The 24,283-nt window shown below is 68.6% G+C and carries 22 protein-coding genes; 11 read left to right on the top strand and 11 right to left on the bottom strand.

Annotated features, from left to right (window positions below):
* Nucleotides 1-114 precede the first annotated feature (114 nt).
* From E5679_RS04100 to E5679_RS04055, 10 genes are all read left to right on the top strand, one after another.
* Entirely contained in the window at nt 115-2,964 is a 2,850-nt protein-coding gene (locus E5679_RS04100) for an aconitate hydratase (RefSeq protein ID WP_138413798.1), read from the top strand.
* Between the two features lie 133 nt (nt 2,965-3,097).
* Complete coding sequence (gene dxs, locus E5679_RS04095) at nt 3,098-5,080, top strand: 1-deoxy-D-xylulose-5-phosphate synthase (protein WP_138413797.1); 1,983 nt, start codon at nt 3,098-3,100, stop codon at nt 5,078-5,080.
* Complete coding sequence (locus E5679_RS04090; RefSeq protein ID WP_249335939.1) at nt 5,077-5,682, top strand: DUF402 domain-containing protein; 606 nt, start codon at nt 5,077-5,079, stop codon at nt 5,680-5,682. The genes dxs and E5679_RS04090 overlap by 4 nt, the downstream gene beginning before the upstream one ends.
* Complete coding sequence (locus E5679_RS04085) at nt 5,679-6,236, top strand: hypothetical protein (protein WP_249335938.1); 558 nt, start codon at nt 5,679-5,681, stop codon at nt 6,234-6,236. The genes E5679_RS04090 and E5679_RS04085 overlap by 4 nt, the downstream gene beginning before the upstream one ends.
* 30 nt (nt 6,237-6,266) lie before the next feature.
* Entirely contained in the window at nt 6,267-7,244 is a 978-nt protein-coding gene (locus E5679_RS04080) for an aldo/keto reductase (RefSeq protein WP_138413795.1), read from the top strand.
* Nucleotides 7,245-7,306: 62 nt separating this feature from the next.
* Nucleotides 7,307-8,317 (top strand): nucleoside hydrolase, encoded by a 1,011-nt coding sequence (locus E5679_RS04075; RefSeq protein WP_138413943.1) that lies wholly within the window; start codon nt 7,307-7,309, stop codon nt 8,315-8,317.
* Nucleotides 8,318-8,426: 109 nt separating this feature from the next.
* The gene (locus E5679_RS04070) at nt 8,427-9,278 is read left to right on the top strand and encodes an ECF transporter S component (RefSeq protein WP_138413794.1); all 852 of its coding nucleotides are present in this window, start codon (nt 8,427-8,429) and stop codon (nt 9,276-9,278) included.
* Nucleotide 9,279: 1 nt separating this feature from the next.
* The gene (locus tag E5679_RS04065; protein WP_138413793.1) at nt 9,280-10,095 is read left to right on the top strand and encodes an energy-coupling factor transporter transmembrane component T family protein; all 816 of its coding nucleotides are present in this window, start codon (nt 9,280-9,282) and stop codon (nt 10,093-10,095) included.
* Complete coding sequence (locus E5679_RS04060) at nt 10,092-11,636, top strand: ABC transporter ATP-binding protein (RefSeq protein ID WP_138413792.1); 1,545 nt, start codon at nt 10,092-10,094, stop codon at nt 11,634-11,636. The genes E5679_RS04065 and E5679_RS04060 overlap by 4 nt, the downstream gene beginning before the upstream one ends.
* Complete coding sequence (locus E5679_RS04055; RefSeq protein ID WP_138413791.1) at nt 11,636-12,247, top strand: hypothetical protein; 612 nt, start codon at nt 11,636-11,638, stop codon at nt 12,245-12,247. The genes E5679_RS04060 and E5679_RS04055 overlap by 1 nt, the downstream gene beginning before the upstream one ends.
* A gap of 18 nt (nt 12,248-12,265) precedes the next feature.
* Here the strand turns inward: E5679_RS04055 and E5679_RS04050 are convergent, their stop codons facing one another.
* From E5679_RS04050 to E5679_RS04015, 8 genes are all read right to left on the bottom strand, one after another.
* A complete protein-coding gene (locus E5679_RS04050; protein WP_138413790.1) occupies nt 12,266-14,395 on the bottom strand; it encodes a 3-hydroxyacyl-CoA dehydrogenase NAD-binding domain-containing protein in 2,130 nt (709 codons plus the stop codon).
* A 61-nt stretch (nt 14,396-14,456) separates the two neighbouring features.
* Entirely contained in the window at nt 14,457-15,827 is a 1,371-nt protein-coding gene (locus E5679_RS04045; RefSeq protein WP_138413789.1) for a ribonuclease D, read from the bottom strand.
* 27 nt (nt 15,828-15,854) lie between these two features.
* Entirely contained in the window at nt 15,855-16,472 is a 618-nt protein-coding gene (locus tag E5679_RS04040) for a DUF3000 domain-containing protein (RefSeq protein ID WP_138413788.1), read from the bottom strand.
* A 68-nt stretch (nt 16,473-16,540) separates the two neighbouring features.
* Nucleotides 16,541-17,629 carry a threonine aldolase family protein gene (locus tag E5679_RS04035; RefSeq protein ID WP_420821041.1) on the bottom strand — a complete coding sequence of 363 codons (1,089 nt, stop codon included), beginning with the start codon at nt 17,627-17,629 and terminating at the stop codon, nt 16,541-16,543.
* Nucleotides 17,630-17,662: 33 nt separating this feature from the next.
* On the bottom strand, nt 17,663-18,424 hold the full coding sequence (locus E5679_RS04030) for an SDR family oxidoreductase (protein ID WP_249335936.1): 762 nt from the start codon (nt 18,422-18,424) through the stop codon (nt 17,663-17,665).
* Nucleotides 18,421-19,845 (bottom strand): DUF6421 family protein, encoded by a 1,425-nt coding sequence (locus tag E5679_RS04025; protein ID WP_138413786.1) that lies wholly within the window; start codon nt 19,843-19,845, stop codon nt 18,421-18,423. Before E5679_RS04025 ends, E5679_RS04030 begins: the two co-directional genes overlap by 4 nt.
* Before the next feature lie 124 nt (nt 19,846-19,969).
* Entirely contained in the window at nt 19,970-20,428 is a 459-nt protein-coding gene (msrB, locus tag E5679_RS04020) for a peptide-methionine (R)-S-oxide reductase MsrB (protein ID WP_138413785.1), read from the bottom strand.
* Between the two features lie 14 nt (nt 20,429-20,442).
* On the bottom strand, nt 20,443-20,931 hold the full coding sequence (locus E5679_RS04015; RefSeq protein ID WP_138413784.1) for a hypothetical protein: 489 nt from the start codon (nt 20,929-20,931) through the stop codon (nt 20,443-20,445).
* Between the two features lie 33 nt (nt 20,932-20,964).
* On the opposite strand from E5679_RS04015, the gene E5679_RS04010 reads away from it, so the two are divergent.
* Nucleotides 20,965-22,305: an alpha/beta hydrolase family protein gene (locus E5679_RS04010; protein WP_138413783.1), complete on the top strand. Its 1,341-nt coding sequence runs from the start codon at nt 20,965-20,967 to the stop codon at nt 22,303-22,305.
* Here E5679_RS04010 and ybaK read toward each other — a convergent pair.
* From ybaK to E5679_RS03995, 3 genes are all read right to left on the bottom strand, one after another.
* Nucleotides 22,279-22,722 carry a Cys-tRNA(Pro) deacylase gene (gene ybaK / locus E5679_RS04005; RefSeq protein WP_249335935.1) on the bottom strand — a complete coding sequence of 148 codons (444 nt, stop codon included), beginning with the start codon at nt 22,720-22,722 and terminating at the stop codon, nt 22,279-22,281. The two genes, E5679_RS04010 and ybaK, sit on opposite strands and share 27 nt — an antisense overlap.
* A gap of 77 nt (nt 22,723-22,799) precedes the next feature.
* Nucleotides 22,800-23,270, bottom strand: a complete 471-nt coding sequence (locus E5679_RS04000) for a SufE family protein (RefSeq protein ID WP_138413781.1) — start codon at nt 23,268-23,270, stop codon at nt 22,800-22,802.
* 76 nt (nt 23,271-23,346) lie between these two features.
* Nucleotides 23,347-24,261 carry a sulfurtransferase gene (locus E5679_RS03995; RefSeq protein WP_138413780.1) on the bottom strand — a complete coding sequence of 305 codons (915 nt, stop codon included), beginning with the start codon at nt 24,259-24,261 and terminating at the stop codon, nt 23,347-23,349.
* Nucleotides 24,262-24,283 lie beyond the last annotated feature (22 nt).

Raw genomic sequence — 24,283 nt, 5'->3', positions numbered from 1 at the left:
TGGTGCTGGCGCCGTGAGCCTGTGCGCGCTCAACGCAAGCCAGCTTAGGCTTCCCTAACTAGCAACGGTCTTGGAGCGCGGCAAAGATGGCAATGTTGCGAGAGGAGTGGTGCATTGAGCACTGTGGACAGCTTCGGGTCCAAGGGCGTACTGAACGTCGGAGGAACCGATTACGAAATTTTCCGTCTGGGCGCGGTTGAGGGCTCGGAGACCCTCCCGTTCAGCCTCAAGGTTCTGCTCGAGAACCTTCTCCGCACCGAAGATGGTGCCAACATCACTGCCGAGCATGTGCGTGCGCTGGCTGGCTGGGATCAGAATGCCCAGCCGAGCATTGAAATCCAGTTCACCCCTGCCCGCGTCATCATGCAGGACTTCACGGGCGTGCCATGTGTCGTGGACCTCGCGACCATGCGCGAGGCCATCAAGGACCTCGGCGGCGATCCCGAGCGCGTCAACCCGCTCGCGCCCGCCGAGCTCGTCATCGACCACTCCGTGCAGATCGACGTGTTCGGCAACGCCGGCGCGATCGAGCGGAACATGGAGATCGAGTACCAGCGCAACGGCGAGCGGTACCAGTTCCTCCGGTGGGGCCAGACCGCGTTCGAGGACTTCAAGGTCGTCCCCCCGGGCATGGGCATTGTGCACCAGGTCAACATCGAGTACCTCGCCCGCACCGTCATGACCCGAGAGGTCGAGACGCCCGAGGGCAAGGTGCTGCGCGCCTACCCCGACACGCTCGTCGGCACCGACTCGCACACCACGATGGTCAACGGCCTCGGCGTCCTCGGCTGGGGCGTGGGCGGTATCGAGGCTGAGGCTGCCATGCTCGGCCAGCCGGTTTCGATGCTCATCCCGCGGGTGGTCGGCTTCAAGCTGTCCGGCTCGATCCCGGCCGGCGCCACCGCAACGGACGTCGTCCTCACCATCACCGAGATGCTCCGCAAGCACGGTGTGGTCGGCAAGTTCGTCGAGTTCTACGGCGAGGGCGTGGCGGAGGTTCCGCTGGCGAACCGCGCCACGATCGGCAACATGAGCCCCGAGTTCGGCTCGACCGCCGCGATCTTCCCGATCGACCAGGTCACGCTCGACTACCTGCGTCTCACGGGCCGCGCCGAGGAGAGCATTGCCCTCGTCGAGTCGTACGCCAAGGAGCAGGGCCTCTGGCACGATCCCTCACGGGAGCCGCGCTTCTCCGAGTACCTCGAGCTCGACCTCTCGACCGTGGTGCCCTCGATCTCCGGCCCGAAGCGTCCGCAGGACCGCATCGAGCTCTCGGACGCCAAGGAGCAGTTCCGCAAGGACCTGCACAACTACGTCCAGATCTCCAATGGCCACCCCGAGGCCGGCACCGTCGACGAGACGATCGACGAGTCCTTCCCTGCCTCCGATTCGCCGTCGACGACGCAGGCGGACAGCCACGTGCACGAGACGGCACGGCTTGCCAACCCGATCGAGTCGGCCGCGAGCGGCGCCTTCGGCCGCGCGTCGCAGCCGATCCACGTGAAGATGGCGGACGGCCGCGAATTCGAGCTCGATCACGGCGCCGTCACGATCGCCTCGATCACGTCCTGCACCAACACCTCGAACCCGTCGGTCATGCTCGCGGCCGCGATCCTCGCCCGCAACGCCGTGGAGAAGGGCCTGACCTCGAAGCCGTGGGTCAAGACCTCCGTGGCCCCCGGGTCGAAGGTCGTCACCGACTACTACGAGAAGTCCGGCCTCGTTCCGTACCTCGAGAAGCTCGGCTTCTTCACGGTCGGCTACGGCTGCACCACCTGCATCGGCAACTCGGGCCCGCTCGAAGCCGAGATCTCCGAAGCCATCCAGGCCAACGACCTCTCGGTCACGTCCGTCCTCTCGGGCAACCGCAACTTCGAGGGCCGCATCAACCCGGACGTCAAGATGAACTACCTTGCGTCCCCGCCGCTCGTCATCGCCTACGCCCTCGCCGGCACGATGGACTTCGACTTCGAGACGGAGGCCCTCGGCCAGGATCAGGACGGCAACGACGTGTTCCTCCGGGACATCTGGCCGAACCCGACCGAGGTCCAACAGGTCATGGACGCTTCGATCGACCAGGACATGTTCACGAAGTCCTACGCAACGATCTTCGACGGCGACGAGCGCTGGCAGTCCCTTCCGACGCCGACCGGTTCGACGTTCGAGTGGAGCGACGAGTCGACGTACGTCCGGAAGCCCCCGTACTTCGAGGGCATGAAGGCACAGCCGGAGCCTGTCGCCGACATCGACGGCGCCCGTGTGCTGCTCAAGCTCGGCGACTCGGTCACGACCGACCACATCTCTCCGGCCGGCTCGTTCAAGTCGGAGACTCCTGCGGGCCAGTACCTCCTCTCGCACGGCGTGGAGCGCAAGGACTTCAACTCCTACGGCTCGCGCCGCGGCAACCACGAGGTCATGATCCGCGGCACCTTCGCGAACATCCGCATCAAGAACCAGCTCCTCGACGGCGTCGAGGGCGGGTTCACGAAGGACTTCACCCAGGACGGAGCGCCGCAGGCCTACGTCTACGACGCAGCGATGAACTACCAGAAGGCAGGCACGCCGCTGGTCGTCCTCGCGGGCAAGGAATACGGCTCGGGTTCGTCCCGCGACTGGGCCGCCAAGGGCACGGCCCTCCTCGGCGTCAAGGCCGTCATCGCCGAGAGCTACGAGCGCATCCACCGCTCGAACCTCATCGGCATGGGCGTCCTGCCGCTCCAGTTCCCGGAGGGCGAGTCCGCCGCGACCATCGGCCTCACAGGCAACGAGGTGTTCTCGGTCCAGGGCATCACGGGGCTCAATGAGGGCTCCACCCCACGGACCGTCAAGGTGACCGCGACGGCCGAGGACGGTGGCACCAAGTCCTTCGACGCCGTCGTCCGCATCGACACGCCGGGTGAGGCGGACTACTACCGCAACGGCGGCATCCTGCAGTACGTCCTTCGCCAGATCTCGGCGAAGTGATCTCCAGCTGACAGGCTGACGGGAAGGGCCTCCACCCAAGGGTGGGGGCCCTTCCCGCATCCATGGCGGATCCGGGCCCCGGCGCGCGAGGCGCTACAGTGGGTTGAGCATGTATCGAGCAAGGAGCCGCCGTTTGGGCATTCTGGAGAGCATTCGCGGACCGAAAGACCTCGATCGCCTCACCTCCCAAGAGCTGGCGGATCTGGCCGAAGAGATCCGCCGGTTCCTCATTCGCAACGTCGCGCAGACGGGGGGCCACCTCGGCCCCAATCTGGGAGTCGTCGAGCTCACGCTCGCGATCCATCGGGTCTTCGACTCGCCGCGCGACAGCGTGATCTTCGACACCGGCCATCAGTCGTATGTGCACAAGCTCCTGACTGGACGGCAGGACTTCTCGACGCTCCGCCAGCAGGGCGGGCTCTCGGGCTACCCCTCGCGGACCGAGAGCGAGCACGACGTCGTGGAGTCCTCGCACGCGTCCTCGTCTCTGTCCTGGGCGGACGGCATCTCGAAGGCCCGCAAGCTCACGGGCCAGGGCGACCGGTACACGGTGGTGGTGGTCGGCGACGGTGCCCTCACCGGCGGTATGGCCTGGGAGGCCCTCAACAACATCGCCGCGGACAAGGACCGCCGCGTGGTGATCGTCGTCAACGACAACGGGCGGTCGTACGCCCCGACGGTCGGGGGACTCGCGGACTACCTCGCCTCGCTGAGGCCGGCCATCGACGCCGTGCGCGCAGCCCCCGCCTACGAGGGCACTCTCGAGTTCTGGAAGCAGCGCCTCCAGCAGGGCGGCGCTGTGGGCCGTTTCGCGTACAAGAGCCTCCATGCGGCCAAGAAGGGCGTCAAGGACTGGTGGGCTCCCCAAGGCATGTTCGAGGACCTCGGCCTCAAGTACCTCGGTCCCGTCGACGGACATGACGAGAGGGCGGTCGAGAACGCGCTCACAGCCGCGAAGCACTTCGCCGGGCCGGTGATCGTGCATGCGATCACCGAGAAGGGCCGCGGCTACGCTCCGGCGCGGGCGAACGAGGCCGACCAGTTCCACGCCGTAGGGGTCATCGATCCGCTCACCGGCGAGCCCGTGAGCTCGGGCGGGGCGGCGTCGTGGACCAGTGTCTTCGCAGATGAGATTGCCGCGATCGCGGACGAGCGGCCGGACGTCGTCGGTATCACGGGTGCGATGCTCATTCCCGTGGGCCTCCACAAGTTCGCAGAGCGGCACCCAGACCGGGTGTTCGACGTCGGCATCGCTGAGCAGCATGCGATGACCAGCGCCGCGGGCATGGCCTTCGGCGGCCTCCATCCCGTGGTGGCCGTCTACTCGACGTTCCTCAACCGCGCGTACGACCAGCTGCTCATGGATGTCGCGCTGCACAAGGCCGGCGTGACCGTGGTGCTCGACCGGGCCGGCGTCACGGGACCTGATGGAGCCAGCCACCACGGCCAGTGGGACATGGCGCTCGTCCAGAGCGTCCCCGGCCTGCATCTTGCCGCACCGCGGGACGCGACGCGTCTGAGGGAAGAGCTCCGGGAGGCGGTCGCGGTGTCTGACGCCCCGACGGTCGTCCGGTTCTCGAAGGGCACGGTCGGCCCCGAGACCGAGGCGCTGGAACGCCTCGACGACGGCGTGGACGTCCTGCGCAGGGCGGCTGGTTCCGAGAGCGATGGGAGCGGCCCAGACGTCCTCCTCGTTGCGGTCGGCGCGATGAGCGACCTCGCACTCGAGGTGGCCGAGCGCCTGGACCACCAGGGCATCAGCTCGACCGTCGTCGACCCGCGCTGGGTCCTGCCGGTCCCGGCAAGCGTCGTCCGGTTGGCGGCCCAGCACCGGATCGTGGTGTGCCTCGAGGACGGAGTGCGGGCCGGGGGAGTGGGTTCGCGCATCCGCCAGGAGATGCGGGCCGCGGGGGTGGACACCGCGCTGAACGAAGTGGGGCTGCCGGCCGAGTTCCTCGATCACGGCACGCGATCCGAGGTGCTCGCACGAGTGGGCCTCACCGCCCGGCAGGTCACGCACGACATCGTCGCGCAGGTCCTCGGCACCAAGGTCCCCTTCGCGCGCCCGCTCCCCGGGCAGCCTGCGCCAAGCACCGGGAGCCTCCCGCAGCTGTGATTCCCGAGACCCTCGCACCAGCCGTGGCGCCGCTGCCCAGCGATCTCCCGCGCCCGGGGGACCTCGTCGTGGCGCGGAACCGGAAGTGGGACGGCGGAGCCCACTGGGTTGTGCCGGGTGTGCACCTCGGCGAGGACCGGCACGGTTGGTGGATCTATCAGGGACGCGGGGAGTTCATTTCCCGACCGGGGATGGCACTGCACACTCTCACCGACGCGGTCCTCCTGGTCCCGCGTCAGGGCGCGTACGCGGCGACCTTCTACGACGATGAGAACCCGGGGGAATTCCGGGTCTATGTGGACCTCGCGTGGGATCTGTCCTGGCACCGCATCCGGGACCCTTCTGCCAACGCCTCCGGCGCGGTGGAATTCCATATGGTCGACATGGACCTCGACGTCATCCAGTCATCCTCGCGGGGAGTGTTCGTCGACGATGAGGACGAGTTCGAGGAGCATCGCGTCAGCATGCACTATCCGCAGGCCCTGGTGGATGCGGTCCGACAGGAGTGCGCGCGCATCCTCGCGGCGGTCCGGGACGCTACAGGGCCCTTCGACGGCACAGCCGACCAATGGATGGCCAGGGGACGGAAGGAGATCCGGTGAGCTACGTGCGCGTCTATCGCCGTCGAGAGGACGGCACCTTGGAGTTCCGCGAGGCTTGGCACGACGACGACGCCAGGCAGTTCGTGGTCAACCACGGGACGGTGGGGCACCTCTCGGCGTCGAACGCGACGGACGACGTCGATGCTGCTGCCGGCGAAGAGCTGATCGCCGCCTTCGCGGCCCAGTGCGAAGCCGACGGCTTCGTGGAGATCCCCGAGGATGCGCAGCACCGGGTGGTCGCCCAGTTCGCCCTCAAGTCCCAGGCCGGGACGGACCGGGATCGCTTCCTCGAGCGACAAGCCGTCCGTGCTCTCACCGCCCACCTCGCCTGGCGTGGCCTCGGCACGGTCGAGGGCAGCCAGATCGACGAGGGCAAGCTCACGATCTTCACGCGCTGTGTCGACGTGAACAAGGCCGTGACCGCCATCAAATCGTGCCTGCGGGAGGCGACGAGCGACTTCACCAAGCTCTCCATCGCCGCCGCAGCGCCCGATTCGCCGGAGACCTTCAAGCTCAAGCACGCCCCGGCCGGAGTCCACAGCTTCTCACTCTGACCACGCTCCTCGCGGGCGTAGGCTGGCGCTATGACTGACTACCGCCGTTTGGGCCGGTCTGGCCTCACTGTGTCCACCGTCGGCCTCGGCTGCAACAACCTCGGCAGGGCCAACACCCCAACCGAGACCCAGGAAGGCACCGATGCCGTGGTGCAGGCGGCGATCGACGCGGGCATCACCCTCTTCGACGTGGCTGACGTTTATGGCAAGACGCCCGGCCTGAGCGAGGAGATGCTGGGCCGAGCACTCAAAGGCCGCAGGGATGACGTGGTGATCGCCACGAAGTTCGGCATGGACATGCATGGCGCGAATGGCCAAGACTTCGGCGCGAGAGGATCGCGGCGGTACATCACCCAGGCAGTGGAAGCCTCGCTGCGACGGCTCGACACGGAGTGGATCGATCTCTACCAGTTCCACACGCCGGACCCGCAGACCCCGGTTGAGGAGACCCTCTCGGCCTTGGACGACCTCGTCCACGAGGGCAAGGTGCGCTACATCGGGCACTCGAACCGGGCGGGCTGGCAGATCGCCGAAGCTGAATACGTGGCACGGATGGGCGGCTACACTCCGTTCGTCTCGAGCCAGAACCACTACAACCTCCTGGACCGGCGCGCGGAACTCGAGGTGACGCAGGCCGCGGAGGCGTTCGGTCTGGGCGTCCTGCCGTATTTCCCGCTCGCGAATGGACTGCTCACGGGCAAGTACTCGCGCGGCACGGCGCCGGAGGGATCACGGCTCTCGCATACCCGCACCAACCTCGTGCAGGACGCGGACTGGGACCAGCTCGACCGCTTCTCTGAGTTTGCCGAGGCGCGAGGCCTCACGGAACTGCAGGTGGCCTTCTCTTGGCTCGCTGCGCAGCCGTCCGTGTCGAGCGTCATCGCTGGAGCAACGAAACCGGAGCAGATCCGCGAGAACGCCCAGGCGGCCTCCTGGCGGCCGAGCCGTGAGGATCTCGACGAGCTCGACGACATCTTCCCGCGCACGCCCAAAGTGGCGCTGTTCTAGGCGTGCACGAGGCCTCCCGACCCGTTGTCCACGAGCAGCGCCGCGAGCCGGTCTCAATCCTCATGGACTGCGACACGGGCATCGACGATGCGCTCGCACTCGTCTATCTCTGCAGCCAGCCGCAGGTTGAGCTCGTCGCGGTGACCAGCACGCCCGGAAACGTCGATGCCGACCAGGTGGCGCAGAACAATCTCGCCCTGCTCGAATTGTGCGGGCGCACGGACGTGCCCGTCGCCATCGGCGCCCGGAAGCCCCTCCAGATCCCGCTGGTCACCACTCCTGAGACCCACGGTCCTCAGGGGATGGGATACGCGGAACTCCCGAAAGCCGGGCGAGAGTGTGAGCCGACGGACGCCGTCGAGCTGTGGGTCGAGGCGGCGCGCGCTCGGCCCGGCGAGCTCACGGCGCTGGTGACGGCGCCGCTGACGAACTTCGCTCTTGCTCTGCGCGCGGAGCCCAGGCTTCCCCAGCTGCTCAAGTCCGTGGTCATTATGGGAGGGGCCTACTACTACCAGGGCAACACCACGCCGACGGCGGAATGGAACAGCCACGTCGACCCGCACGCCGCGGCCGAGGTGTTCGCGGCCTTCGCAGGGCAGCCGGAGGAGCGCTTGCCGATCGTGTGCTCGCTCGAGACGACGGAGCGCATCGAGATGCGTCCCGAGCACGTCGCCGCCCTGGCCGAGGCTGCGGGGTGCAGCGCGCCCGAGCTCGTGCTCCCCGAGCAGCCGCGAGGCCAGCGAAGCGCCGCGAACAGCGCCTTGGTGCGGCAGGTGAGCGACATGCTGCGCTTCTACTTCGAGTTCCACCGCGACTACGACCAAGGCTACGTGGCCCACGTCCACGACTACTTCGCCGCGAGCGTCGCGGCCGGGACGGCCTGGTACGCCGCGAGGACCGCCACGGTGCACGTGGAGGCTGAGGCGCCGCGGCTGCTGGGAACCACGGTCGCGGACTACCGGGGGCTCTGGGGCGAGCCGCCGAATGCGCGGATCGTCAGCGACAACCGGCCGGCCGAGGCGTTTGCGGAACTGGTGTCCGCGCTCGGAGCGCTCGCCCGGCGGCTCGACTAGAATCCCGGCGGCTCGACTAGAATCAAGTACGGCCTTGCAGGGCCCCCGTCGAGGTGACATAGGCGGGCAACATCAGAACGTTCCCACCATCGAAGGACAGCGCCTTCCCATGTCGCATCCCCTGACGTCGCATCCGCTGACGGTTGACGCGCCCGGCCGTTCACCCCTCAGGATCACGCTCACCGTCCTCGGGGCCCTGGCCGTCGTCGCGACCTACGCCTTCCTCATCGTGTCCCAGCCGGCCGACGTCGTGAACGGCCCGACCGCCGCATCGGCGCTCGTTGCCCTCACCGGCTATGGCCTGGCCATGGTGTTCCTGTTCGTCGGCATCCTGCCCACGCTTCCCACGACGACTCTCGCCCTCATCCCCGTGGCGCTCGTCCTCAACATCGTGCTCGGCCAGTTCGTCGGCACCACGCTTGTGCCCATCTACCTCGACTCGATCGGGACCGTCCTCGTCGGGTTCCTCGCAGGTCCGGCCGCGGGCGCGGCCACAGGGCTCCTGAGCACGCTCGTGTGGTCGTTCTTCAACCCCACGGTCCTCCCGTTTGCCGCAGGCGCCGCTGCGATCGGTGCTCTGGCGGGACTCACAGCGCGTCTGGGCCTAGTCCGGCGGTTCTACGTGCTGCCGCTGGCTGGCATCGTGACGGGTCTCATTGCAGCGCTCATCGCCGCGCCGGTGGCGGTCGCAGTGTTCGGCGGAACCGCAACCGGCGCTACGGGCGCCGTCATCGCGGTCTTCCGGGCCGCCGGCGACAGCCTCGCCGATTCGGTCACGAAGGGTGCCATCATCTCGGACCTCTCCGACAAGCTTGTGACGTTCGTCGTGGCCGCCGCGCTGGCCTACGCGCTGCCCCGCCGCAGTACCCAGCGTTTCCCCTTCGTGCGCAAGCACCGCGTGCTCGCGGGAGCCAAGAGCACCGCGAGGGGCACCGACGGCGAGGCCGCACCGGCCGCCTGACGTGACCCTTCCGCAGCCCCCGGGCCCGGACCGCCCCGACGACGGACCCGCCGCCCACGGTCGTCTCAACCCGCTGACCGGGCTGGTCCTTGCGGGGGCTGCCGTAGTGGTCTGCCTCGCGTGGGCGTCTTGGGCAGTCTGGCTTGCCGTCCTGGGCGCCGCCCTCGCGGCTGCGTCGCGGGGGCGCATCCTGTCGCGGGTGGCGGCGGCAGCCTCCGTTGTGGTGGTCCCCTTCGCGCTGTGGGCGCTCGCGATCCACGGCCTGTTCTTCCCCGAGGGCCGAACGGTACTTGCCGAGCTCGGCCCCGCCCGGGTCACCACCGAGGGCCTCGTCTACGCGGCGCTGTTCGTTCTGCGGACGGCGACTCTCGTCGTCGTCATGCTCGCCTTCTCGCTGTGGGTGGACGTCGCGACGCTGCGTGTCGCCCTGGTGCGGCGCGGCGTACCCGCACAGCTTGGGTACGTCCTCGCCTCGGCCTTGGGACTCGCGGCTCACGTGAGCGCGCGCCTCGTCAGGATCCGCGAGGCGCAGGAGGCGAGGGGTCTCGTGGTGCGCCGAGGGATCGTGGGGCGCGTGGTCGCCGCGAGGCTCCAGGTGGTGCCGCTTGTCCTTCAGCTGGTGGACGAGGCGGGCGAACGGGCCACCGCACTCGAAGCCCGCGGCTCCTCCCTCCGCGGTCGCCGAACGTTCTATGTCGAGGAGCCGGACTCGCGGCTCCAACGCTCGGCCCGCTGGTTCCTCGCCGTGGCAAGCCTCGCAGTGGTCGCCTCGGTGGTTGTCCCGGCGATCCTCGGGATCTTCGGGAGCGCCGGGTGACTGGTGCTGCTGCCGGACCTGTCCTCTCCGCGGACATCAAGAGCTTCTCGTACGACGACGGCGCGCCCCCTGTGCTCCACGGCGTGCGGCTTGGGCTACGGCCCGGCTCGCTCACGGCTGTGCTGGGCGCCTCGGGGAGCGGCAAGTCGACACTCGCCAAAGTGCTCGCTGGCTGGGCGGTGGCACCCGGCCACGCGCGGTTCGCGGGAACGCTCCACCTTGCTGCTGGCGATGGGCCCGGAGCGCGGCTCGAGTTCGCCGGCTCGGACGCCGATCCTCGCCTTCACCTCGGGGCATGGGGAGCGCGAGTCGCGTATGTTCCGCAGCGGCCGTCGGATCTGCTCACGGGAGCCGCCTCGGAGGTGGGGGAGGAGCTCGCCTTCTCCCTCGAGCAGCAGGGCGTGCCGCGGGAGGAGATGACGGCCCGCGTGCGGTCGACGGCCCGGTCGGTTGGCCTCGAGGCCTTTCTGGGGCGGCGCCCGGAGGGCCTCTCGGGGGGTGAGCAGAGGCGGTTGGCGCTGGGCGCCGCGATCATTGGTCGCCCGGACGTGGTGCTGCTCGACGAGCCGACGGCCTCACTCGATGCCGAGGGCGAGGAAGCCCTCGCTCAGCTGATCGACGAGCTGCGCGCCTCGGGCACCGCCGTCGTCCTGTTTGCCGCCGCAGCCCACAGCCTCGCTCTCCGGGCTACGCATTGCCTTCTCCTCGAGGCGGGAACCGGCGTGGCGGAAGGAGCTCCGGCGGACGTCCTGGCCTCGCCGGCCTTCACACGGTCGGGCGTGCAGCGCCCCGACGACGGGAACTGCCCGCCCTCGTCACCGGCTTTTGCCGGCGGGGATCCCGTGAGCAGCGGTTCTCCGGCGGCGGAGATGGACGGCGTGACCTTCTCATACCCGATGGGCCATGGGGTGGACCGGAGGGATGGGCTTGTCCTCGCTGACGCTTCCTTCTCCGTCTGGCCGGGTGAAGTACTGGCCCTCACGGGTCCGAATGGAGCGGGGAAGTCGACGCTGCTTCGCCATCTTGCCGGTCTGCTCCGCCCGATCAGCGGAACCGTCCGGATCGATGGGCGGGATATCAGCCTCACTCCTGCCGGGCTGGTAGCCGAGACCGTAGGGACCCTGTTCCAGGATCCCCGGGACCAGCTCTTCGAGCGCAGTGCTCTCCGGGAGGTCGGCTTCGGACTGCGCAGACTCGGGCTGACGAAGCAGTCCTCCCGCGATCGGGCGCTCGCTGCACTCGACGCGGTCGGCCTCGCCTCTCAGGCCAGTCGGCATCCGTACGAGTTCTCAGCTTCGGAGCAGAGGCTCCTCGCCCTTGCGACAGCCTTGGCACGAGCACCGAAGGTGCTGCTGCTCGACGAGCCGACCGTGGGCCTGGACCGGCACGGTCTCACCCAGCTCGAAGCTGTGGTGCGGTCCGCAGCCGAGGGGGGCGCCGCCGTCGTCCTCTCGACGCACGCCCTCGTTTGGGCGCGCAGGCATGCCGATCGGATGGTGGGCCTGTCCGGCGGACGTCTCAGGGAACTGCGGGTCGGGTAGTGCGTTCGACGTGGGAGCGGTGGGAGAGCCTCTGGGTCGGAGGGGTGCGCCGCGGAGCTGTCTTCCGGGGGTTCGACGGCGAACTTCTCATCACGCGCGTGGCCTTCGACGACGGCGGCGGCTCCGCGTTTGCGTCCGAGACCCTCCTGCGCTTGGAATCGTCGGGGGCCACGTGGGCCGGGTTCCGCTACCGGATGGAACCCGGGGCGCTTTCTGCTGGTGTCTGGCGGGAGTCGGCTGGTCTCGGTGTGGACACCCTCCCGGCTACGGGCGAGCACCTTCTGCTCGAGCGGCTCTCGCGCTCGGAGCGGCGCCGGGCGAGCTTCAGCCGTGTGGATGAAGCTCAGCCCGATGCGCCGCCGGCCCCGGCGGAGATCCGCCGTGCGGGGCTTGAATCGGTCGAGGCGCCTGACGGCCGGTCAGTCCGGGCTGAGCGCTACGACGTCGTGGCGGGCGGCGTGCGCGCCGGGATCCATTGGGTCCGCGACGGCGTGACGGTGCGCAGCGCGTGGGGAGGGGTGCTCACCTTTGCGTGCGAGCACCCCCGAGCCCTGGCTGGCCTCGGCAGTCAGCTGACGGACTTCCTGATTGGAGGCTTCGGGCCCGAATGACGGGGGAACGCGCTGGCTTCAGGGATGGAACTTGCGCCCGTTCACGCGCTCGGAGGCACCAACCCCGTCGAGGTACGGCGTGATCCCGCCGAGGTGCATGGGCCACCCAGCACCCAGGATCATGCACAGGTCTACGTCTTCGGGTGCGGCAACCACGCTTTCCTCGAGGATGAGCCCGATCTCCTCCGCCAAGGCGTCCTGGCAGCGCCGCAGCACCTGTTCGGCGCTCGAGGGCGAATCCCCGAAACTCAGGAGGTCCATCGTCGATGGCGGGATCTCCTTCCCGCCATCTGCTGTGGGGGCCCAGAGCCCCTTGATTCCTGCGTCGATGAGGGCCTGCTGATTCGCAGAGACGTGGAAGCGAGCCCCGAAGGCCGCCTGGAGCGACTCCGAGACGTGCTGCGCGACCGGGAGTCCCACCATCGAGGCGAGTGTGAAGGGCGTCATGGGGAGGCCCATGGGAGCCAGGGCGGAATCGGCGACCTCGGCTGGCGTTCCCTCGTCGAAGGCCGCGGTGACCTCGCCCATCAGGCGGAGGAGGACCCGGTTGACCACGAAGGCGGCCGCGTCACGCACGAGCACGCCGGTCTTCTTGAGCGAGGTCGCGAGGACGAAGGCGGTTGCCAGCACCGCGTCGTCGGTCCTCGGAGCGCGCACGATCTCCACGAGCGGCATGACGGCCACGGGATTGAAGAAGTGGAAGCCGACGACCCGTTCCGAGTGCGCGAGGTCCTCGGCCATCGCGGTGACCGAGAGGGAAGACGTGTTGGTGGCCAGGATGCATTCGGGCGAGACCACTGCCTCGAGTTCGCCGAAGACCTGCTTCTTGACGGAGAGTTCCTCGAACACGGCCTCGATCACGAAGTCGGCATCTGCAAAGGACTCCTTCGACACGGATCCGGTGACGAGAGCCTTCACTCGATCCGCCGAATCGGCTGACAGGCTCCGCCGCGCGACGAGCTTGTCCACCTCGCTGTGGACGTGGGCCACGCCCTTGTCCACGCGCGCCTGGTCGATGTCGGTCATGACCACGGGCACCCCGAGCTGGCGCGCGAACAGCAGCGCGAGCTGGCTGGCCATGAGCCCCGCACCCACGACCCCGACCTTCGTCACCGGCCGGGCGAGCCTTGCGTCCGGCGCCCCCGCAGGACGCCGGCCCCGGCGCTGGACCACGTCGAGGAACGCGTAGACGGTGTCGCGGAACTGCGGGGTCTGCATGAGCTCTGTCAGGGTTCTGACCTCGAGCTCGGCCGACTCCTTCTGCGTCGCGAGCTTCCCGGCTTCGAAGACGTCGAGCACCTTCGCGGGGGCTGGGGCTGCATCGCCCGTCTTCACGGCCACGAGGGCACGGGCGGCCTTCGCCGCCATGTCCCACCGGCTGAGCACATCCGGGTCGCCCGACGCGGGGTCAACGGCGTGCGGGCGCTGGACCGAGGTCCTCCCCGCGAGGACGTCGCGGGCCCAGGCGAGCGACTCGGCGAGGAAGTCTTCGGCGCCGAACAGGGCATCCGCGATTCCGAGGTCGAAGGCCTCGCGACCGCCAATCGTCCGGTTGTTGCTCAGGGGATTCTCGATCATGATCCTGAGCGCGGCTTCGGGGCCGATGAGGCGCGGCAGGCGGTAGACCCCGCCCCAGCCGGGGATGAGCCCGATGAAGGCTTCGGGCAGGCCAATGCCCTGCGCCGCGGCTGAGACGGTTCGATACGTGCAGGCCAGAGCGATCTCGAGGCCGCCGCCGAGGGCGACTCCGTTGATGAACGCGAAGGTCGGCACGCCGAGGTCGGCCAGGAGGTCGTAGGCGGTGTGACCGAGCCGGGCCATCTGGGTGCCCAGCGCCGGTTCGCCCAGCTGCTTCACCGTCGTCAGGTCGGCGCCCGCAACCAAGTACGAGGGCTTGCCCGTCACTGCGACCGCGTCGATCTCACCGGCCGCCGCACGATCCCTGAGAGTCTCGAGCGTCCTGCCGAGCTCGATGAGCGTGTTCGGCCCCAGAGTGGTGGGCTTCGATGCCCCGAGCTGGTTGTCGAGAGTGATCAGCGCGATCCTCGCGCCCTGTACCGCGATGTCCTCGGCGAGGGAGTGGGTGACCGCCTCGTCGGGCACCCGCGAGGCGAGGAGGTCGAACTGATCGAAAGCAGACGGCGTCATCTTTGGCCCTTCCTGTAGTTCCGCGCCCTATGTTACTGGCCGGTAACTTGGCGGGCAATGTTCAGGATTCCGCCGCCGCCTTCTTCCGGGGACTCAACTCATTTGGATGCTCGAACGAGTCGAGAACGGTGGGGAGCACACGATCGATCTGCCACTGCCGTGCGCCGAGCGTGCGGAGCGCGGCGGCAAGCGATTCGGCGTTGAGCGGATCAGGCGGACGCCACGCCGCACGCCGGAGGTGATCGGGCGTCAGAAGGTTCTCGGATGGCATTCCGAGTTCCTCCGCCAGCGCCGCGATGCGGGGTCGCACCGTCTGGAGCCGTGCGGCCGCCTCAGGATCGCGGTCCTCCCAGACCCGAGGCGGCGGTGGTGCATTCGTCGGAAGATGCAGGGGCGGCAGCTCGCCGACTGGGAGCGAGCGCGCGGCGGAGATGGCTCGTAGCCAGCGCGGCGCCTCCCGCTGGGCCGCACGCCCATGGAAGCCTTTTGTGGCCAGCAGCTGGGGCACCGTGGAGGGCATGGCGCGGGCGACGGCGACGATCGCCGAATCGGGGATGAGCTTGCCCGGCGCGATGTCGCGCTTGCGCGCCAAGGCGTCCCGCTCGGTCCACAGTTCGCGGACGGCTGCCAGTTGGCGGCGGTCCCGAATGTGGTGTACGCCCGACGTTCGTCGCCAGGGGTCCGGCTTTGGTTCGGGGAGTCCGGCGGCGAGGATCGCCGCGAACTCCTCTTCCGCGAAGCCCAGCTTGCCTTGGGCCTCGAGGAGGTCGGCGAGCTCGTCGCGGAGCTCGACGAGGACTTCGACGTCGAGGGCCGCGTACCGCAGCCACGGCTCGGGGAGCGGGCGGGTGGACCAGTCCGCGGCCGAATGCTCTTTCGCGAGGCCGAACCCGAGGAGCTGCTCGACGACGGCGGCGAGCCCCACGCGGGGAAGGCCGGCGAGCCGGGCGGCCAGCTCGGTATCGAAGAGCCGGTCCGGCCACATTCCGAGCTCTGCAAGGCACGGAAGATCCTGCGTTGAGGCGTGCACAACCCATTCGACGCCGCGAAGCGCCTCACCCAGGATCGACAGATCGGCGAACGGCTCGGGGTCGATCAGCCAGGTCCCCGCCCCATCGCGGCGGATCTGCACGAGGAACGCCCGCTGCCCGTACCGGAATCCTGAGGCCCTTTCGGCGTCGACTCCGGCGGGGCCGGTGCCCCGGGCGATGGCCCGCGCAGCACGCTCAAGACCCTCCTGCGTCTCGATCACGAGGGGGACGCCGTCGCGCGGGGCATCAAGCTCCACGACGGCGGGAATCGGGTCCTCGAAACCCGGGACGTGGACGTGGGTCTGCTCGCCGTTCTGCTCTGGCGTGGTCTGAGATGCGGAACCTGCGGAAGGGTCGGCTTCCGAACCGGCCCTGGGAGAGTCCTGAGACTGTGCGGTCATGATTTCCTGAGTCTACGCCCGAAGGGGTCAGTCTCTGCGGCGCGGCAGCGGCGAGACCCCGTCGGGAAGGGGCGGGAGGCCGGCGAAGGCGCAGACCATGTCCGCCCACGCCTCGAGATGCGTCTTCACCCCTGAGCTCATGGGCGTCCACGAGGCTCGCAGCTCGATATCGATCGACTCCCGCCGACCCTCCAGGGTCCCGAAGCTCTCCGAGAGGACGCGCGTGGCAGTGCCGCCCGCGGCCGTGTAGTCCGCTCCGTGCTTCTCGAGCGCTTCGACGAGCCACGTCCAGGCCACTGATCCGAGAAGGGCGTCCTCCGCCATCTCGGGTTCGAGGCGCGCGCGGATATACGTCACGATCCGGAACGTCCCCTGCCACACTGCGGGTGGTTCCGGATCGTGCAGCAGAATGAACCGGCCGGTGGCGAGCTCGGGCCCCGCGCCGGGGTCGTCGCTTCGTCCCGCATCATTCGCCGAGGGTGCAGCGCTGTCGAGGACCTCGGCCTCGAGGGCAACGGCGTACGGCGCAAGCCTGGCGGGGGCAGGGATCTCCTGGAGCCTCAGCTCGGGGCGGCCGACGGCGGCGCGCAGCGAGCGCAGGGCACTCAGGAACTCCGCAGGCAGCTGAGCTAATGCGGTCACCATCACAGGGTACGTCCGAGGGTCCCGGCGTGCCCCTCGTGGCGCGCCGGGACCCTCGGTGTCGCCGCAGGTCAGCGGGCGAGTTCCTCGCGCAGCGCGGCTGCGAACGAGTCAACATCGGCCTCGCTCGTATCGAACGAGCACATCCATCGCACCTCGCGGCGGGCGGCGTCCCAGTCGTAGAACGCGAAGCGCTCGCGCAGACGGTCGGCCACCCCCTCGGGCAGGATCGCGAAGACCCCGTTGGACTCCGTCTCCTGCGTGAGCTCCACGCCGTCGAGCCCCTCGACCGCGGCACGCAGGCGCGCTGCCATGGCATTCGAGTGGGCCGCCGAGCGGAGCCACAAGTCGTCCTCGAGGAGCGCCAGGAACTGAGCCGAGACGAAGCGCATCTTGGACGCGAGCTGCATATTCATCTTGCGCAGGAACTCGAGCCCGGGGGCGGCCTCCGGGTTGAGGGCCACCACGCATTCGCCGAACAGCATCCCGTTCTTGGTCCCACCGAAGGAGAGGATGTCGATCCCCGCATCGCGCGTGAACGCGCGCACCGGGAGGCCGAGTCCGGCTGCCGCATTGGCGAGCCGGGCACCGTCCATGTGCACCGCCATCCCGAGGGTGTGGGCGTGCTCGGTGATCGTCCGGATCTCGTCCACCGAGTAGCGGGTTCCGAGCTCGGTGGTCTGCGTGATGGAGACCGCGAGTGGCTGGGCTCGGTGTTCGTCGCCCCAGCCCCACGCCTCGCGGTCGATGAGCTCGGGGGTGAGCTTGCCGTCGTCCGCCGTTACTGAGAGGAGCTTCATGCCACCCACACGCTCGGGCGCGCCGTTCTCGTCGACGTTGATGTGGGCGGTCCGGGCGCAGACGACCGCTCCCCATCGGGGCAGCAGCGCCTGGAGCGAGAGGACGTTCGCGCCCGTCCCGTTGAAGACGGGGTAGGCCTGCACCCCGCTGCCGAACAGCCGCTCCATCTCGGACTGCAGCCTGGCCGTGTATGGGTCGCCGCCGTATGAGGTCACGTGGCCCTCGTTGGCGGCAGCGAGGGCAGCAAGGACTTCCGGATGCGCGCCCGAGTAGTTGTCGGAGGCGAAGCCTCGGCGGTTCGGATCGTGCAGCGGCCAGTCGGCCGGAGCGTGTGCTGGAGTTGTCGGGGCAGGGTGGATCGAAGTCACTGTCACAGTATTCCTCAGGGCTTCTCAGGTGGTCAGGTCGAAGCGTGCGCCGTTCACGCTTGCGGCGTTCTCCGAGAACAGGGCGACGGTACGCGCCGCGAGGGCGTCCACATGGGTGTACCCGGGGAAGCGGCGCCCCGGCTGCGCCGCGAGCATCTCATTGTCGAGGAGGGCCTTGACGGCGAGGACGACGGCAGCGCTCGTCAGAGGCGAGGGGTCACCGGAGCGTTCGGCCTGGTCGGAGGCGAAGCCGCGGGCCATCGCGCGCGTCCATGCTTCGGCGGCGGCCTTCGCCGCCGCGTAATTGGCGTACCCCGCCCGAGGATGCTCGATGAGGGTCGAGGACACGATGACGAAGCGTCCGCGCCGCGAGGCGAGCAGGTCATCGTAGAAGGCCCGACTCGTGTTGCGGACGGTCGTGATGCCCGTCTTGGCGAGGAAGTCCCAGTCCTCGTCGGACTGGTCGGTGAGCGAGTGCCCGCCCCGCCATCCGCCGACGAGGTGGATCACGCCGTCGACCGCTCCGAAGCTCTCCCGCAGGTCCTCGGCGAGCGCCTGGACGCCCGCATAGTCGGTGAGGTCGCACTCGCGCTGGGGGACGCCGCCGTCGTCCGCTCCTGCTGGGCGGCCGAAGGCTGCGGCAAGGCGCTCCGCGTTGCTGCCCACGGCGATCGCTGTCGCCCCCGCTGCGCGCAAGGCGCGGACCATCGCCGTGCCGGCGGCCGAGCTGGCGCCGGCGACGACGACAACCGCACCCTGGGCGCCGTCCCCTGGGCTGGGGCTCACTCAGATGCCCCGTTCAGCCCTGCTGCTCCGACCGGCCCTGCTGCTTCGACTAAGGGCGTCTCGCCTGTGATTCCCGCCGTCGACTCGATGACGTGCCGCATCTTCTTCTCCAGTGCCTCGTAGAACATGGACAGCGGGAACTCGTCATCGAGGACTTGGTCCGTGATCTCGCGCGGCGTGCCGGCGAGGGGAAGCGCATCGGGCCCCTTGGCCCACACGGAGGCGGGATGCGGGGTCACGGTCCCGGAGACGAGCTCGTACGCTGCGAGCCAGTGTGCCACCTTGGGCCGGTCGATGGAACGCCAGTACAGCTCGTCGATCGCGTCGCCGAGTGCACTGACGACGTCAGGCACCTCCGCCCAGTCGATCGTCAGCTTCGTGTCGGTCCAATGGAGAACCCGGTGCTGGTGCATCCACGCGAACAGCAGCTGCCCTCCCAGCCCGTCATAGTTCCGGACTCGGCTGCCGGTGATGGCGAAGCGGAAGATCCGGTCGAAGATGACGGCGTACTGGACGAGCTTGGCGTGGCGACGAGCCTCCGCGTCGGCTGATTCATCGCGCTCGATCTTGACCGACTCCCGGAAGGCGGTGAGATCGCAGCGGAGCTCTTCGAGCGAATACAGGAAGAACGGCATCCGCTGCTTGATCATGAACGGGTCGAACGGCAGGTCCCCGCGCATGTGGGTCCGGTCGTGGATCAGGTCCCACATGACGAACGTCTCCTGGGCGAGCTTCTGATCTGCCACCAGTTCGGCGGCCTCCGCCGGGAGCGCGAGGTTGGTGACCTTCGCCGCTGCGTCGAGGACCCGCCGGAAGCGTGCTGCCTCCCGGTCGGCGAAGATGGCGCCCCACGTGAAGGTGGGGACCTCGCGCATAGCGACGGTCTCGGGGAACAGGACGGCCGAGTTCGTCGCGTAGCCCGGCGTGAAGTCGAGGAAGCGGATCGGGACGAAGAGCTTGTTGCTGTACGCCCCGGACTCGAGTTCGGCGATGAAGTCTGGCCACACGACCTCGACGAGAACCGCCTCCACCAGCCGATCGCGACTTCCGTTCTGCGTGTACATCGGGAACACGACGAGATGGAGGAGGCCGTTCACCCGATGAAGCTGGGGCTGGAACGCCACGAGCGAGTCGAGGAAGTCGGGCACCCCGAAGCCGGCCTGAGCCCACTTCCGGAAATCTTCGACGAGCAGGCTCAGGTACTCCGCATCGTGCGGGAAGGCCGGCGCGAGAGCCGTAATGCTGCCGATGATCTGCTCCACCAGCTCGGCTGCCAGCGGAATGTCGATGGCTTCGGCAAGCGATCCATCGTGGGCCTGGAGGGGCCGCAGCGCCACCACGCCGTCTTTGAGGGCAAGCCAAGCGGGATCATGGGCAAGGGAACGCGCGGAGGATTCGGGCGCGGGAGCGACGGTGGTCATGGCACTCGCTTTCTCTCGATCGGAAGACTGAGATGAGCGTAGCCATGCAAAAGTTGAGCTGGAGCTGAAAAGCCCTGAGCAATAGGAACTCGATTGCTCCGGGCTTTTCAGAGGGCACGGTGGATCAGGTCTCGTCGGGGACGAGGGTCAGCGAAATGGAGTTGATGCAATAGCGCTGATCCGTTGGGGTGTCGTAGCCCTCGCCCTCGAACACGTGGCCGAGATGCGAGTTGCAGGTGGCGCAGCGCACTTCCACCCGGTCCATGCCGAAAGTGCGGTCGTGCAGGTAGACGACCGAGTCCGCGGCGAGAGGCGCCCAGAAGGACGGCCAGCCGCAGTGCGAGTCGAATTTCTCCCGGCTGGTGAAGAGCTCAGCCCCGCACGCGCGGCACCGGTAGCTCCCCTTGGTGTGGGTGTCCCAGTATTCGCCAGTGAAGGCGCGCTCCGTGCCCGCCTGCCGGAGGACGTGGTACTCCTCAGGCGTCAAGCGTTCACGCCATTCCTCCTCGGTGAGGGACGCTGCGGGCCGCTCGAGGTCTGGGTTCTGCTGCCGGGGAGTTGTGGGCTCGAATGAAGCTTCCATACCCACCACAACGCTCAGGAGTCTCCGATGAATCCCGTCCCCGCGTAGAGGTGGAGCACGGGAATCCCGAGCTTCCGCTGGGCTTGGTTGGCCCAGTCCGTGTGAAGTGTGTCCTCGACGGCGTGTGGCAGCGTGACGACGATGGCTTGGGACGCCCCGGACTCGGCGGCGCGGTCCGCGAGCACCGCGACGGGATCCCCTTGGATGAGTTCACCCGAGCGCGGCCCCCCAATGCCCTCGAGGGCTGCGAGGGAGCCGGTGAGCGCAGTCTGGGCCACGGCCTGCTCGTTCTCTGGGCTCGTCTTCGACGACAGGTCCCCCACGGCCTTGCGGAACTCGAGCATGGAGAGATGGTCCAGGAAGTCCACCACGAGCCGGCGCTTGCGGCCCACCGGAACCAAGACGTTGAGTGGCGTGTCCGTCCCCTCGATGAGTTCGGAGAGTGCCTTCCGTTCGGCAGGGCCGAGGGCGACTTCGGTCAGGATGAGGATCGGCGCCGTCATGGGTTCAGACTAGACGCTTGCAAGAATGGTTTCATGCCCCGCAGACGAATAATCGAGGACACGGACTTCCCGGTTGCCCATGTCGACCGCCGGCACGCGGACGAACCCCTGCCTCGGAGCTTCTGGGCTCTCCTTGGCACTGGCCTCGGCCTCGGGGCGGCCTCAGCGGTCGCCGCATCCAGTTCGGCCCTCGCCGCCTATTTCGCCCGGCGGATCGTCACTCCCGAGCGAGTCCGCGTCGAAGACCAGGAACTCCTTGCGGTTCAGGGCCGCGGCGACGAACGGCGGGTCATCCTGAAAGCCACGCCGGAGACGGTGGTCGACGGCGAGTACAGCTTCGTCTTCGCCGGCGGCACCGGCCACGTGCGGCTCGGGCCCCTCGAGGACTATCAGCCGGGAGACGAGACGGTCACGCGGAGGGTCGTCGCAGAGTACAGCGGCGACCTGGACAGCGCGGTGAAGGGCAGATGGAGCGGCGTCGTCTTCAACTCACCGGCGGACGTGGGCTACGAGTCGCAGGACGTTGCCATCCAGACCTCGCTCGGCCCCGCACCTGCCTGGCTCGTCCCGGCGGGGGAGGGCGGCAGTTCGCGGACCTGGGCCATCATGGTGCACGGTCGCGGGGCGACCCGTCTGGAGGGCCTGCGAGGGCTCTTGCCTGCCCAGCGTCTTGGCCTCACCAGCCTGGTCGTCTCGTACCGGAACGACGGCGAGGCCCCCGCGACCGCAGACGGCCGCTACGGCCTCGGGATGACCGAGTGGCGGGACGTCGAGGACGCAATCTCCTACGCGCTCGAGCACGGCGCTTCCGACGTCGTCCTGTTCGGCTGGTCCATGGGCGGCGCAATCAGCCTTGCGGCGGCAGACCGCTCAAGCCTGCGTCAGTACATTCGCGCCCTCGTGCTGGATGCTCCCGTTGTGGACTGGGTGGATGTGCTCGCGCACCAGGCGCAGAAGAATCGCATTCCGCGGGGAATCGGGCGCTTCGGGCAGTTTCTGCTCGCCCATCCCCTGGGGCGGCGGCTGACGGGCCTCGCCGCGCCTCTCGACTTCCGGGCCATGGATTGGGTCACGCGGGCGGTGGAGCTCCGGACCCCCACGCTGATCCTGCACAGCGCGGATGACGAGTTCGTTCCCTTCGGTCCTTCTGCGCTGCTGGCGGGCCGCAATCCTGAGATGGTCACGCTCGAGACGTTCCGGAAGGCCAGGCACACGAAGGAGTGGAACGTCGACCCCGACCGGTGGGAAGCAACCATCGTCGCCTGGCTGCGAGATGTCCTCGCTCCGCGTCCGGCACCCGGGGGATCGACGTCGTCGTCTGTTACGTCTTCAGGTGCTGCTCCGTCGTCAGGTGCTGCGAAGCCGGGCCACTGAGGCGTGGGTGAGGCGGACGAGATCGGCGGGGGACAGTTCGATGTCGAAGCCCCGGCGTCCGCCTGACACCAGGATGCTCTCGTGCTCGAGCGCCGATTCGTCGATCGCCGTGGGCGACGGCTGGCGCTGCCCCAGTGGGGAAATCCCTCCCAGCACGTACCCGGTCCGCCGTTCGGCCGCGGCGCGATCCGCCATCGCGGCCTTCTTCGCGCCGAAGGCCGCGGCTGCCGCCTTGAGATCCAACGACCCGCTCACAGGAACGACGGCGACACACAGTTTCGCGGACCCTTCGCCCCCGACGTCGATCACCAGCGTCTTGAAGACGCGCGCCGGCTCGACGCCGAGCGCCTCCGCGGCCTCGAGCCCGTAGCTCGACGACGACGGATCGTGCGAATAGGGACGCGCCACGTAGGTCACCCCGGCTGCATCGAGCGCCGCAGTCGCCGGCGTTGCCGGCCCGTGGAGAGCGGTTGATTTTCCCTTTGCCACGGCCCTCAGGCAGTTTGTCCGAGGTGGCACTCGCCGGCCACCTTGCGCTTGATCCGAGCGAGCATCGCGCTCATCCCGCGAAGGCGCAGCGGCGAGACGGCGCGGTCGAGCCCCAGCTCATGCGCGATGTCGTCCGGAACAGCCAGGATCTCGTTCGCCGGCAGCCCGTCGAGTCCCTCGAACAGTATGCTCGCGAAGCCGCGCGTGGTCGGCGCTTCCCGGGGAGCCGTGAGGAACAGGCGCACCACCGGAGACGCCGCATCCGCGCCGGGCTCGGTCTCGATGGTGATGAACACCGGCGACTGGCACTCGACGACCTGCTCGAGCCGCTCAGGGTGGTCCTGATACCGGTCCGGGAGCTCGGGAAGGGACTGTGCGAACTCGAGCAGCAGCTGGAGCCGCTCGCGCTCCTCGAGCCCCTGGAATTCGTCGATGATCCCCGCAAGCGCGGCAGGGGTGGTGGTATTCGTCGTCATATCCCTTCCAGACTACGCCGGACCGTGCAACGGCGCGGCAGTCTCAGATTGAGACTGCCGCGCTGCAGCAGGTGACTTAGCTGAGCGGCCAAGTGCCTCTTTCTTCACCCTTAACGATCGGAACCCGCACCGCATTTCCCCACTCGGTCCACGAGCCGTCGTAGTTGCGGACGTTCTCGAAGCCGAGGAGGTACTTGAGCGCGAACCACGTGTGGCTCGAGCGCTCCCCGATGCGGCAGTAAGCCACGACCTCGTCGCCGGCAGTGAGGCCGGCTTCGCCGAGGTAAAGGTCCTCGAGTTCCTGGCGCGACTTGTACGTGCCGTCCTCTGCTGCAGCGCGGGCCCACGGGATGGACGCCGCCGTGGGGATGTGGCCGCCGCGGAGGGCGCCTTCCTCCGGGTAGGCGGGCATGTGGGTGCGCTTGCCGGTGTACTCGTCAGGGGAGCGGACGTCGATGAGCGGCTTTCCGAGGTGCGCGAGGACGTCGTCCTTGAAGGCGCGGATCGGGGCGTCGTTGCGCTCGACGACGGGGTAGTCGCCTTCGATGGGCGTGGGCACGTCGGTGGTGAGCTCGCGGCCCTCGGCGATCCACTTGTCGCGTCCGCCATCGAGGAGGCGGACGTCCTCGTGGCCGAACAGGGTGAAGACCCAGAGGGCGTACGCGGCCCACCAGTTCGACTTGTCGCCATAGATGACCACGGTCGTGTCCCGCGAGATGCCCTTCGAGGAGAGGAGCTTGGCGAAGGCCGGGCCATCGACGTAGTCGCGGGAGACCTCATCGTTCAGGTCGGTGTGCCAGTCGATCTTGACCGCGCCGGGAATGTGGCCGGTCTCGTAGAGCAGGACGTCCTCGTCGGACTCCACCACGGCGAGCTTGCCGCCCTCGAGGGCGCCGTCGGCGAGCTGCGCGGCAAGCCATTCAGTGGAGACGAGGCGCTCCGGGTGTGCGTAGGCGGCGAACTTTTCGTTCTGATCGAGGGGATAGCTCATGGTGAGGCCTTTCGCTCGGCTG

The organism is Sinomonas gamaensis (assembly GCF_005876955.1).
Lineage (GTDB): Bacteria > Actinomycetota > Actinomycetes > Actinomycetales > Micrococcaceae > Sinomonas > Sinomonas gamaensis.
The sequence above is the reverse complement of the archived record's forward strand: the minus strand, read 5'-3'. Positions and strand labels throughout refer to the sequence as shown.